The 12,483-nt window shown below is 68.1% G+C and carries 10 protein-coding genes and 1 pseudogene; 3 read left to right on the top strand and 8 right to left on the bottom strand.

From position 1 onward, the window contains the following. Positions 1–19: 19 nt before the first annotated feature. From AC1U2B_RS03930 to AC1U2B_RS03910, 5 genes are read right to left on the bottom strand one after another with little or no spacing between them, the layout of a single operon-like run. On the bottom strand, positions 20–3,217 hold the full coding sequence (locus AC1U2B_RS03930; protein WP_480215766.1) for an arabinosyltransferase domain-containing protein: 3,198 nt from the start codon (positions 3,215–3,217) through the stop codon (positions 20–22). Positions 3,218–3,228: 11 nt separating this feature from the next. Then, complete coding sequence (locus tag AC1U2B_RS03925; RefSeq protein ID WP_480215765.1) at positions 3,229–5,115, bottom strand: galactan 5-O-arabinofuranosyltransferase; 1,887 nt, start codon at positions 5,113–5,115, stop codon at positions 3,229–3,231. Further along, positions 5,115–5,894, bottom strand: coding sequence for a decaprenylphospho-beta-D-erythro-pentofuranosid-2-ulose 2-reductase (gene dprE2 / locus AC1U2B_RS03920; protein ID WP_480215764.1), 780 nt, complete (start codon positions 5,892–5,894; stop codon positions 5,115–5,117). Before dprE2 ends, AC1U2B_RS03925 begins: the two co-directional genes overlap by 1 nt. 7 nt (positions 5,895–5,901) lie before the next feature. Further along, entirely contained in the window at positions 5,902–7,314 is a 1,413-nt protein-coding gene (dprE1, locus tag AC1U2B_RS03915) for a decaprenylphosphoryl-beta-D-ribose oxidase (protein WP_043402590.1), read from the bottom strand. Positions 7,315–7,339: 25 nt separating this feature from the next. Next, positions 7,340–7,807, bottom strand: coding sequence for a GtrA family protein (locus AC1U2B_RS03910; RefSeq protein WP_480215763.1), 468 nt, complete (start codon positions 7,805–7,807; stop codon positions 7,340–7,342). Between the two features lie 28 nt (positions 7,808–7,835). Here AC1U2B_RS03910 and AC1U2B_RS03905 point away from each other — a divergent pair, with 28 nt between their 5' ends. Continuing rightward, positions 7,836–8,459, top strand: coding sequence for an HD domain-containing protein (locus AC1U2B_RS03905; RefSeq protein ID WP_480215762.1), 624 nt, complete (start codon positions 7,836–7,838; stop codon positions 8,457–8,459). On the opposite strand, the gene pdxR is transcribed toward AC1U2B_RS03905, so the two are convergent. Continuing rightward, positions 8,449–9,870, bottom strand: a complete 1,422-nt coding sequence (pdxR, locus tag AC1U2B_RS03900; protein WP_480215761.1) for a MocR-like pyridoxine biosynthesis transcription factor PdxR — start codon at positions 9,868–9,870, stop codon at positions 8,449–8,451. The genes AC1U2B_RS03905 and pdxR overlap by 11 nt on opposite strands. 49 nt (positions 9,871–9,919) lie before the next feature. On the opposite strand from pdxR, the gene AC1U2B_RS03895 reads away from it, so the two are divergent. Continuing rightward, positions 9,920–10,402: a carboxymuconolactone decarboxylase family protein gene (locus AC1U2B_RS03895; RefSeq protein ID WP_480215760.1), complete on the top strand. Its 483-nt coding sequence runs from the start codon at positions 9,920–9,922 to the stop codon at positions 10,400–10,402. Here the strand turns inward: AC1U2B_RS03895 and AC1U2B_RS03890 are convergent. Further along, the gene (locus tag AC1U2B_RS03890) at positions 10,371–11,270 is read right to left on the bottom strand and encodes an alpha/beta fold hydrolase (RefSeq protein ID WP_480215759.1); all 900 of its coding nucleotides are present in this window, start codon (positions 11,268–11,270) and stop codon (positions 10,371–10,373) included. The two genes, AC1U2B_RS03895 and AC1U2B_RS03890, sit on opposite strands and share 32 nt — an antisense overlap. 81 nt (positions 11,271–11,351) lie before the next feature. Here AC1U2B_RS03890 and AC1U2B_RS03885 point away from each other — a divergent pair, with 81 nt between their 5' ends. Then, positions 11,352–11,981 (top strand): winged helix-turn-helix transcriptional regulator, encoded by a 630-nt coding sequence (locus tag AC1U2B_RS03885; protein WP_480215758.1) that lies wholly within the window; start codon positions 11,352–11,354, stop codon positions 11,979–11,981. Here the strand turns inward: AC1U2B_RS03885 and AC1U2B_RS03880 are convergent. Then, a pseudogene (locus AC1U2B_RS03880) lies at positions 11,964–12,483 on the bottom strand (HNH endonuclease); the annotation flags it as partial. The gene AC1U2B_RS03885 and the pseudogene AC1U2B_RS03880 overlap by 18 nt on opposite strands.

Raw genomic sequence — 12,483 nt, 5'->3', positions numbered from 1 at the left:
CAATGTGATTGGCCGCCGATCAGGAATGGCGTAGCGGCGCCGGGCTCCACAGCCCGCTGCGGGTGGCGGTCCCGAGGTCGATCTGGGCGGGCTGGGCGTCCGGGTAGTACTGGGTGAACTGCTGCAGCGAGCCCCAGTCGCGGAACCAGTCGTCCTTCAGATACGTCGGCACCGGCGTGGCCTTGAACATCAGCTCGGTGATGCCCAGCGGGCCGCCGCCGAGGTAGTCCATGACCGGCGAGTTGGCCTCCGCGCCGAAGCGGTCCGGCAGGATGCGCCACTTGGGCACCTCGGTGACGCCGTTGTCGTGGCCGAACGGGCGCTGGCACGGGAACGCCAGACCGACGAGCCAGTCCAGCATCACCGGGTCCTTGGAGCCGACGACGTCCTGCAGGCTGCGCAGCTTCGGGATGCGCGGCGGCGTCAGGGCGATCCAGTGCTGAGGCGCGAGATCGTCGTCGGTGGCGACGATGCGGATCAGGGTGGCATCGGGCGGGATGGCGGCCATCGGGGCGCGCAGGTTGCGCCAGGCCGGTGCCGCGCCGACGTCGGCGAAGCCGACGGCCCCGGCGATCTTGCCGGCCGCGGCCTGGCTATCGGTGGCGTACTCGACCCGAACCTCGCCCTGGCTGAAGCGGCCCGCGGCGGCGACGACCAGCAGCGGTCCGGTCTGATCGCGCGGCGGCAGTTTGTACCAGCCCGAGCGCATGCGTGCCGGGATCTGGACGCCGCCGCGCCAGCTGCCCAGCACTGGGGTGGTGGCCGGGTTCAAGTTGTACGGCAGTTTGGCACGCGAGCCGTTGACACCCATTCCGGCGGTGGTGCCGCCCTCGGTGCCCGGCTCCGCGCCGCTGGTGGGGCCGCCGTCGTTGTCGGCGAAGTTGGTGCCGCCCGGCTGTTCCATCACGGGGTCTGCGGAGACGTCCGAGGGAATTCCGTTGGGGGTGAAGCCTTCTGCACCGCCGGCGCCCAGCGCGTCGGCGAGCGTCGTCGACTGCGGAACGAGCATCCCGGCGTTGGGGTCCTGCTCGACCATGACGTCGTCGGCCAGGCCGCAGGTCTTACCGGTCAGTGCCTGCAGGTTGGAGCGGCCCACGGACCAGGCCGGCCACTGCTGCGTCATGCCGAGGGTGAGGGACAGTACTTCGAAGAACACCACGATCCACGACGCAATTGCCAAGGGCGCCTGGGGAACCCAGCGACTCACCGGCCGGTCGGGGGTGTGGTCGTAGAAGTGCAGCCACGCCGCCCACAGCAGAGTCAGGAACGACAGGCCGAACAGGAAGGTGGTGAAGCCGAAGTGCCACTCGGGGAATTGATTCGACCACGGCACCCCGAAGTTGGAGACGTACCACCAGCCGTTCACGGTGGCGAACGACAGTGCCAGGACGAACAGCACCGTCGCGGCGAACATCGCCCGGTTGCGGCGCGACCGCATGGCGGCGGTGCCGACCGCGATGGCGGCCAGCGCACCCAATGATCCGGCCAGCCCGGCGAACACGCCGAAGTGGTGCGTCCATTTGGTGGGCGTGAACATCATGGCCAGGAACGAGATGATGGTGATGCCGACGATGCGGCGGGCCGGACCGGCGGCGGTGCCCGGAATTCGCCCCTTGCGCAACGACATTGCGAGCGAGACGGCCAGCGCGAGCAGCAGGGTCAGCACCGCGAACCGGCGGGCCACCGAGCCGTCGGGGCTGGTGGTGAACAGTCGCTCGTAGCGGATGTGCTCGTCGAACCAGCTCAGCGCGGGGCCGACGGTGGTCTTGAAGGAGCTGGCGTCGATCTCGGCGGCCAGGGTCTGATCGCGGAAGATCAGGATCGCCGTCACCGTGCCGGCGGCCAGGATCGGCGCCAGCAGCGCCAGGTAGCCGAACCGCGAAGTATGCCGCGCCACAATCGTTTTCAGCGGGCCGACGGCGACCAGCAGCGCGCCGATCGCGGCGATGCCGGTCGGGCCGGAGAACAGCGTCAGCGCGCCGATGATGATGGCGATGGCCACCGGTAGCAGCCGGCTGGTGGCGACGCCGCGCTCGACGGAGCACCAGGTCAGCAGGATGCCGAGCGCGATGATCGGCTCCGGTCGGATGCCGTTGTTCAGCGGCAGCCAGAACGCCAGGAACATCCCGGCGGCGGTCCAGGCGGCGGCGCGGCTGTTCTTGACGGCGTGGCCGAGGCGGGGGAGCACCTCGCGGCTGATCACCCACCAGCACGCCAGCGCCATCAGGAGAGTGGGGAGGCGCATCCAGATGCTCGACGTGGACACGTGCGCCCACAGCGCCAGCAGGTCGTAGTACCAGCCGAAGGGCGCCTCCGGGGTGCCGAACCAGCGGTAGTAGTTGGCCATGTAGCCGGCGTGCTCGGAGACGCGGGCCATGGTCAGGATGTAGCCGTCGTCGGACGTGTTGGCGCCGACGAAGTGCCACCACACCAGGGTCGCTGCCACGACGCCGTCGAGCGGCTTCACCGACCACCAGCGCGGTGGCAGGAACCGTTTGTGCGGGACGCCGTCAGCGCGGTCCAGTACGTGCAGGGCGCCCAGTGCGACGACGGTGAGCGCCACGCCGAAGATCATCGCGAGCATCTTCAGCAGCGTCGGGGAGGTGCTGTAGCGCGAGTCGATGGTGGCCGAGAACGTCAGCCCGGCCGGGGCCGCGCCGGACAGGTCGGTGTACACGCCGACGATCTGTGGGCGGAAGTCGTAGCCGCTGAGCTCGCCGCGCAGTGGTTTGCCGGGGTTCTTGTCCTTCGGGCCCTGCACCAGACCGACCAGCTCGCCGGTGACCTTGTCGTCGTGCGCGGTGAACTTCAGTTCCTTACAGGCCGGGCTGAGCACCTGCGTCAACGGCGCGCTGACCACCGGGGTGTTGCGCACGATGACCAGCAGGTCGCCGCCGACGCGCTCGATCAGCAGGCCGCGGTCGACGGCCTTGGGCGCCTGTTTGGGCACCGTGGACAGCAGCGTGGTGGCGGGGCCGGTGAGGCCGGCGGCCGCCGAGCACGGGATCGTGATGGTGAGGTCGGTGGCGACATAGCCGATCAGCGGCGCGTCGACGCTCTTCAGCACGCCTGCCTGCGGCCAGTTCAGCTGTGCCGTGGTCTGGGTGACCGGCAGCAGCGGCGTCGCCATCGCCAGGAACGCGCCGAGCAGTCCGGCGACGATCGCGATCCACCGAGCCGTACGGTGATTGCGCTCTACCTCAGGTTCCCCGGCCACGGGCCTAGATGTTAGTGGCCGCTACGGATGGCCAGCACAAACGGGCCGATATCGGTGACCTGCCAGTGCTTGCTGTGGAACAGCCGCTCGTCGAGTGCCACCTGGTAGCGGCGCACGTTGGGCTGGTTGGGGTAGACGTCCTCGGCCAGCCGCAGCGTGTAGGTGCCGGTGCCGCCGTGGCGCATCAGGAACACCGTCGGCGCCTGCCAGGGCATCGTGTCGAGGGCCTTGACGAACTCGTCGGGGCTGGTCATGGTCGCCCAGCTCTCGATCGCGCCGGAGCGTTCCTTGAACTGCGCCAACGGGTTGGCGTAGTGCGACGTCAGGCCCTGGAACCCGTAATAGGGGTAGTAGGACAGGAAGCTGTAGTCGGCGGTCATCACGACGGTCTCGTTGCGGGGCCGGCCCGTCGCCGCGGTGATCTTCCGGTCGATCTCCTGATAGAAGCGCTCGGAGCCGGGGGGACGACGGTCGGCGCGCTGGCCGGAGCCGTCGGTGTCGGTATAGGCGACGGCGATGTCGGGCCGCAGGATGTCGGGGATCGCCTGGCTGAACGACACCGCGCCGATCGCGCCGATGGTGGCAGCCACCGCGATGACGCGGTTGGTGGTCGGCTGCGCGTAGTGGTGCGCCAGCCCGCGGGCGGCTTCCAGGAAGCCGAAGGTGCCGGCCGCGACCAGCAGCACCAGCAGGGTGGGTTGCAACCGGAACGACAGCAGCGTGGTGCGCGCGAGGGTGGCCAGCATCGACAGCAGCGACCACGCGTACACCGACCCGACGGCCATCGCCAACGCCGCGGCGCGGGTCGAGCTGCGGGCCTTGACCACCAGCCACAGCGTGCCGATGAGGCACATGACGCCCAGCAGGGTGGCGTCGAGCATCGGGAAGGTCAGCTGCGCGCCGGACATCGGCAGGTAGTGCTGCGCGGTGCCCTTGTCGGCGGGGTGGCCCTTGAGCACCGCCAGGTAGTACGGCGCCCAGTGAATGGCCGCGATGGCGCCGGAGATGACGGCGATGACGGCCACCCGGATCAGCGGCTGCAGTTGGCGCCGGGTTGCGGCCAGCAGCAGCGCCATCAGCGCGAGGGTGAAGGCCACGTAGCCGAACAGCAGGGTGTAGAACAGCGCGGCGATGCCGAGGAAAATCCCGGTGCCGAGAACTGCCGCGTAGCCCCGGCGTGCGCCATTGCTCGCCTCCGGCGAGGTGGCTTTCAGTCCCGACCAGGCCAGCACGAACACCGGCGGCAGCAGCACCACGATGACCGCCGAGTACGGCTCGGTCGACGAGTAGGCCAGCGTCACCGCGGCGGTCGCCGTGGTGACGGCCAGGGCGTACTCGAAGCGAATCATGGCCGCCCACAACACGAATGCGGCCACGATCGCCGCGGTGATCGACACGACCGCCCACGGCTTGAACATCTCCCATGCGGGGGTTCCGGTCAGCGCGGCCACCCGGCCGCCCAGCCAGAACCAGCCCGACGGGTAGTACGGCGGCAGGCCCAGATACGTCATGTCGTGCGGCACAGCGGTATCCGCCAGGCGGGTCAGATACTCGGTGCGGAACTGCTGGTCCACCGAGACGCCGAACAGGTACAGCTTGGTGGCGCCCAACGGCATGCCGAGGGTGACGACCGAGAACGCGGCCAGCAGCGACGTGGCCGCCAGTTTGGCGCTCTTGTGCCAGCCGCGGCGCCAGGCCCACCCCGTCAGCAGCAGGCCGATCAGCACGGCGCACTGGCCCGCGGTGGTCAGGGCGTGCAGCTGGTTCGACGAGTTGAACGCCGGCCACTGGACGCGGGCAATCGCTTGCAGCGCAATGACCGTGATGAGCACCGCCAGTGCCATGGCGGCCAGCATCTGGCCGCTCACCCTGGCTCCCGCGGCCAGTGCGCTGCGCATCAGAGCGGGAGTTTGCGGAAGATCGACCGCGGGATGTGCCGGATGACGGCCATCAGGTAGCGCACCGGGTTGGGCGCCCAGATGAGCTCCTTGCCCTTGGCGGCGGCAGCGACGGCCTGGTTGGCGACGTCTTCCTTGTCGACCGTGAACGGTGCTTCCTTGGCGCCGGTGGCCTTCCAGTGGTCCAGCGTGGTGGTGGTGCGGACCTGGCCGGGGCGGATGACCAGGACGCGAACCCCGAACTCCCGCAACGCTTCTCCGAGACCCAGGTAGAAGCCGTCGAGGCCGGCTTTGGTCGAGCCGTAGACGAAGTTGGAGCGCCGGACCCGTTCACCGGCGACCGACGACATCGCGATGATCTGCCCGAAGCCCTGCGCCTTCATCAAGTCGGCGACCAGCACGCCGACGGAAACCGCTGCGGTGTAGTTGATCTGGGCGGTCAGCACGGCCTTGGACTGGTTCTGCCACAGCTCCTCGGCATCGCCGAGGATGCCGAACGCGACGATCGCGACGTCGACATCGCCCTGCGCCCAGGCGGATTCGATGATCGCCGGATGGGACTTGGTGTCCAGCGCGTCGAAGTCGAGGTACACGACCTCCTTGGCGCCGGCCGCCTCGATCTGTGCGATGGCGGCGTCGCGCTTCGGGGCGTTCGGCAGGTCGGCGAGGATCACCCGCGCCTTGGCGTTCTTGAGGTAGCGCTCGACGATGGCCAGGCCGATCTCCGAGGTACCGCCGAACAGCAGGATGGTCTGCGGGTTGCCGGTTGCGTCAATCATGGGTCTCCTAGAGAAGTTCGAGGCGGCGGGCCATGTCGGAGGCGAACACGCCGTTGGGGTCAGCCTTGCGGCGGGTGGCGATCCACTCGTCGATCCGCGGGTACATCCGGTGGAAGCTCTCGGCGCTGACGCGGGAGTCCTTGGCCGTGTACACGCGGCCGCCGAATTCCATTGCGCGCTTGTCGAGTTCGTTGAGGAACTCGTTGACACCCGGCCGGTTCGGGAAGTCCAGGGCGACGTTCCAACCCTGCATCGGGAAGCTCAGCGGCGCCTTGTTGCCCGGGCCGAACAGCTTGAAGACGTTCAGCGCCGAGTACTGCTTCTGGGTGTGCATCCAGCGGATGATGCCCTTGAACTCTTCGAGCGCGTCGGGCGGAACCAGGAACTGGTGCTGCGCGAAACCCGCTGGGCCATAGGCATATTGCCAACCCGAGGTGATGTCGAGCATGTGGTAGAACTGCGTCAGGTTGACGATCTTGCCCTGGTAGTTACCGCTCATCCGGTAGAACGCCTCGCCGATCGCCGACAGCGAGAGCTTGTTCATGAAGCTGACCGGGAACAGGTTCGGGATCGACGGCAACTGCGGCGCGGTGAACTTCAGCGGGTCTTTCGCCAGCTTGGCGGGCAGCTGATCCACCTTGGCCAGGCTGCCCCGGCTCACCGCGGCGCGGCCGAGCTTGGGCTCCGGGCTGATCAGGTCGAACCAGGCGCTGGAGTACGTGTAGTTGTCCTCGCTGCCGTCCTGGTGCACCGCGACGGTTTCTTCCAGATCCGCGGTGGCGATGCCGTCGGCGATGAAGTACGCGCTCTCCGTGCGGGTCATCTTGATGCGCGCTCGGATCACGATGCCCGTCAGCCCGTTTCCGGCGACGGTCGCCCAGAACAGTTCGCTGTCCGGTCCGTCGGGGGTCAGGGTGTGCACTTCGCCGTCGGCCATCAACAGATCCAGCGACAGTACGTGGTTGCCGAAGCTGCCCGCGCTGTGGTGGTTCTTGCCGTGGATGTCCGAGGCGATCGCGCCGCCGACGGTGACCTGCCGGGTGCCCGGCAGCACCGGGACCCACAGCCCGAACGGCAGCGCGGCCTTCATCAGCTGATCGAGGCTGACGCCGGCGTCGACGTCGGCGATGGCCGTCTCGGAGCTGATCGAATGGATCCGGTTCAGCGCCGTCATATCGACGACGATGCCGCCGCCGTTGCAGGCCTGGTCGCCGTAGGACCGGCCGAGACCGCGGCCGAGGATGCCGCGGCGCAGGTGGGCGGGGCTGGAAGAGTTTGCGTCCGCAACCCGCTTGACCGCCTCGGCGATCACTGAGACATCGGGTGTGGACAGCACGTTTGCCACGGACGGTGCCGTGCGGCCGAACCCGGTGAGGGCGCGGCGCGTCAAGGGCAGCGTGGCGTCAGGCTGGGTAGACATAACGGTCAAAGGGTACCGGGCAACGTCACTTCAACCGGAAAATCACGGCTCGCTGCACCACGAAGTTGATCACCGTCGCCGTGCCCTGGGCGATGACAAAGGCCACAGGCCGTCGCCAGGACTCGCCCTCGAATTGCAGATAGAACAGCTGATTGATGCCGACCTGCAGGCCGAAGGTGACTGCGTACAAGGTCACAACCGCGATGAATCGCGCCCGGCTGGGTTCGGCCTGGAAGGTCCAGCGCCTGTTGATCAGGTAGGCCGTCGTCGTGCCGGCGACGAAGCTGAGTGTCTTCGCGATGAGCGTGGCCCGTGCGTCCGGCATGCCGTTCGCCACGAAGACGGCGCTGAGCAGCGCATACAGGCCGTAATCGACCACCGCGGACAAGCCGCCGGTGACGACGAACCGCCACGCCTGCGTCACCAGACCCAAGGACGCCTCGACGGCTTTCTCGGCACTGTGTTCGGCGGGGATGTCGACTGGCTCGGCCACCCGGGCAGCTTACGTGCACCATGGACTCGTGACCGATTTGCTCCAGGCATGGCACACACTGCTGGCGCGGCATTCTGTGTCGCCGCGCGTCGACGACGTCGGGGCGTCGCTGCTGGGTCGTTGGGCCGAGCCACACCGCAGTTACCACGACCTGAGTCACCTGCGCGGCATCCTGTCCGGAGTGGACGCCCTGGAGGGCTTCGCGGATGATCCTGACGCCGTGCGCCTGGCTGCCTGGTACCACGACGCGGTGTACGCCGGGCAGTCTGACGACGAGGAGAACAGCGCTCTGCTCGCCGAGTCGGACCTGGCCGATCTGGGCGTGGACCCGGCGTTCGTGGCGGAAGTGGGGCGGCTGGTGCGGGTGACCATCACGCACGACCCGGCGGCCGACGACCACAACGGCCAGGTGCTGTCCGACGCCGACCTGGCGGTGCTGGCGGTGCCGCCCGCGGACTATCAGCACAACACCGCGCGGGTGCGGGCCGAGTACCGCCACGTCAGCGACGCGGACTTTGGAATGTGGCGGGGCCGGATGATCGCGGCCATGCTGGCCGGGCCGTCGCTGTACCGCACGGTCGAGGGGCAGCGGCTGTGGGAGGACGCCGCCCGGGCCAATCTCGAGGCGGAGTTGGCGTCGCTCACCGGCTGACGGCTGCCAGCACGGCATGCAGTGCGTCGAGCGCGGCGTTGAACTCGTGGTCGGCCGGCGTGCCGAAGCTCACCACCACGCCGTCCTGGTGCGGGGTGTCCGGCGCGGCTTCGGGGTGCCGCAGCAGCGCCAGCCCGGACAGCGCGATTCCGGCGTCGGCTGCGCGGCGCATGACCTCGTGTTCGGTCCGGTCCGGCAGCCGGATCAAGGCGTGCAGTCCGGCAGACAGCCCACTGATTTCGACATCCAGCCCGGACAGCTTGGCCGCCAGCGCATCTCGCCGCCGGCGGTAGCTGTTGCGCATCCGGCGAATGTGCTTGTCGTACTGGCCGGATTCGATGAAGTCGGCCATGGTCAGTTGGTCGATGGCGTTGACGTAGAACTGCTGCCCGCCCGCCGCGGCCAGCACCGGGTCGATCAGGTTGTCGGGCAACACCATCCAGCCCAACCGCAGCACGGGCGACAGGCTCTTGCTGGCCGAGCCGAGATAGGCCACTCGGTCGGGATCGAGTCCTTGCATGGAGCCGATCGGTTGTCGGTCGTAGCGGAACTCGCCGTCGTAGTCGTCTTCCAGGACATAGCTTTTCGTGCGGACTGCCCAGTCGATGGCATAGGTGCGCCGCGCGGGATGCAGGGGTACGCCGTGCGGGAAGTGGTGCGCCGGGGTGAGTAGAACCGCTGCCGCGCCGGTGGTTTCGAGATCATCGATGACGGCGCCGTGGTCATCGATCCGGATCGGCACCGTGCCGGCTCCGTTCTCGTCTATGGCGTCCCGGAACAGGAACAGCCCGTAGTCCTCGACGGCAATGGTGCCCGGCGCGAACACTTTCGACAGCAGCTCGACGGCATGGCGAGTCCCGGCGCAGATGACGATCGATTCGGCCGTGGTGCGGACGCCGCGGGCCCGGGCCAGGTAGGTGGCCAATGCGGCGCGCAGTTCCGGTCGCCCGCGGGCGTCGCCGGTGCGGAGCGCTTCGGTCGGGGCGTTGGTCAGGGCCCGGCGCGCCGACGCCAGCCAGGCCTGCCGAGGAAAAGCCGCGACGTTTCCGGAACCCGGCATGAGGTTGTGCGTGGGGGTGCCCGGTTGGGCGCGCTGGGTGACCGGCGCAGATTCGGTGTGCGAGCCGACAACCCACGTGCCCGCGCCCTGACGCGAGCCAAGCCAGCCCTCGGCGACCAATTCGGCGTAGGCCTCGGCGACGGTGTTGCGGGCCAATCCGAGGTCGGTGGCCAGCGATCGGGATGGCGGCAGCATGGTGCCGGCCGTCAATCGACCTGACCGGACCGCGTCTCTCAGTGCCCTGATCAGCTGGTCACGGGTGCCGCGTCGGCCCGGGTGCACGGTGTGGCCGAGGTCCAGATGCAGGTCCAGCCCAGCGCTGTTCGCCTCAGAATTGGCCCATGAAACCACGTACAAATTGAACCATGTTCGCGGGTTTTTCATGGCTAACGTGGATGCCATGACCGAGACACTGAACGCACCGACCACCACCGCCCACACCAAGCGCATCGATATCTACGACGCCGCTCCCGAGCTCTACGCCGGGATGATGGCCTTCAGCAATGCCGCGTCCAAGGAGCTCGATTCGACCATCGGCGAGCTGATCAAGATTCGCGCCTCGCAGCTCAACCACTGCGCCTTCTGCCTCGACATGCATGTCCACGACGCGCGCCGCTTCGGCGAGACCGAGCAGCGTCTGGCCCTGGTTGCCGCGTGGGAGGAGGCCGGCGATCTGTTCACCGACCGTGAGCGGGCAGCGCTGGCCATCACCGAGGCCATCACCGATCTGAGCCACGGTCCGGTTCCGGACGACGTGTACGCCCAAGCCGCCGCGGTGTTCACCGAGCGCGAGCTCGCGCACGTCGTCGGCATGGCCACCGTCATCAACTCGTGGAACCGGCTGAACGCCGCTACTCGGAAGGCTGTCGCGCGCCGTCGCTGAACGTGCGGATCGCCGCGGCGAATTCCTCGGGGGCGTCGGACTCGACATAGGTTCCGGCGCCCTCGACGATCACCGTGGTGTGGTTGGGGAACGTCGCTTCCAGCCGCTCACGCTCCTGGGGACGGAAGGCAATGTCGGCGTCGCCCCAGACGATCAGCGTCGGCAGATGGGCGACGTCCGGCAGCGCGGCCTCCACCTCGGCGAAGAAATCCCGACTCGCAAGGACCCGGCCTGGGAGTACCGCAGACGCCTGACGCCGTTCGGCGGTGCCCAGCGCCCGGCGGTAGTGATCCATCTCGGTTTCGGTCGGCTTGCGCCTCTGGTGGCCGGTCGGGATGAAGGCGTTGACGAGCAGATTGAATTGCCGGACCAGGAAACGCATCGGGAGTCCGCCGACGATGCGACCGAACCACTCGAAGTGGAATGTCCCGTTGACTGGCCAGGCCCAGGTATTGGCGAGCACCAGCCGATGGAAGACGCCCGGCCGCCGCTGCGCCACCGCAAGGCCGATCATGCCGCCCCAGTCCTGCCCGACCAACGTGACGTCCCTGAGGTCCAGCTCGTCGACAAACGCGGTGACGACGTCGGCGTGCTCCTCGGGTAGGTAGCGGTAAGCGGGTCTCGGTGTGGACAACCCGAAGCCGGGGTAGTCGAGGGCTATACACCGGAAGTCCTTGCGCAGCAAGCTGATTACCTCGCGAAACAGGAATGACCACGTCGGATTGCCGTGCAGCATCAACAGTGTGGGGCCGGACCCTTCGTCCACGTAGTGCACGGTGTGGCCGTCGATCTCGATGAAGTGGCTCTCGAACGGGAACAGATCGTCGTCGACCCAGGCGGGCCGGGTGGTCTGAGCGGTGTTGGTCATGGCAACCCCTCGTCGAATCAGCCTCCGGTATGCTTGAACATCTCATAGTCACTTGAGAAATTCAAGTAGAAGGGCGGAGCGATGCGCAGCTACGACCAGTACTGTGGGCTCGCCCGCTCCCTCGAAATCGTGGGCGACCGATGGAACCTGCTCATCGTGCGGGAACTCCTCATCGCACCCGCCCGCTATCGCGATCTGATCGAGCGCCTCCCCGGCATCGCGACAAACCTGCTCGCCGACCGGCTCCGCGATCTCGAGGCCGCGGGGGTGGTCGAGCGCCGGCTGGCCGGCGAGGGCAGCGTGGTCGAATACACCCTGACGCCATGGGGTGCGGAGTTGCGCCAGCCGATCGAAGGCCTGCTCCGCTGGTCGACACCGTTGATGATCAGCGGTCCCGCGGGCAGTGACTCGTTCCGGCCGGAGTGGCTCACCCTCGCTGTCCCGGCCCTGCTCGACGGCCGGGTCAAGGTCCGCTCTGCGGTGACGATCGGCCTCGTGCTCGGCGATGAGACCCTGCAGCTGCGCGCGACCCGTTCCGGCTTCGAGATCGGTCCGCCCGACGGCCGCAAGCTTGATGCCTCGATCAGCGCGGGCCCCGCCTGCATCCTCGGTCTCGCCGCGGGTGCTCTTGCCCTCAGCGATGCCCGTGCACTCGGACTCGTCGAAGTCGACGGCGATGAGGCCGTCGTCCGATCAGTCTTCGGTGCCTGACGCGGATGGTGGTGGGATGTCGCTGTCGGTGGGTGGGCGTTGTCCGGTGGATTCCTGTTGTTCTGCGGCCTGGCGCGCTGCTTCGCGGGCGGCGTGGCGTCGGTCGGCGGCTTCTTGGCCGGCCGCTATCGCTTGGAGGTCGGCGTCGTTGAGGGCGCGTTCGTAAGCGATGCGCTGGGCCTGGTTGTGGGCGCGGGTCCGGCGTCGGATGGGCATCATGATGCCGCGGCCCGGTGCTGGTGGGGTGTCGAGATCGGTGACGTTCGACGGTGGCCCGTCCGGTAGTGGGGTGTCGACCTGCTTGTGGGGGAACAGGATTCGACTTTCGGGCACGCTGGTGTAGGTGTGGCCGGTGGGTGCGGTCCACACGATGGTGCCGTCGGGCTGTTGACGGTCCCGCCATCCGTCAGGCCCGCTGTAGAAGGTTTTGAGTAGGTGGTGTTTTCGGCATTTCGGGCTGAGGTTGCCCGGATGGGTGGGCCCGGCGGGCCAGGGAATCGTG

It is taken from the genome of Mycolicibacterium sp. P4_G11 (assembly GCF_056555145.1).
The sequence above is the reverse complement of the archived record's forward strand: the minus strand, read 5'-3'. Positions and strand labels throughout refer to the sequence as shown.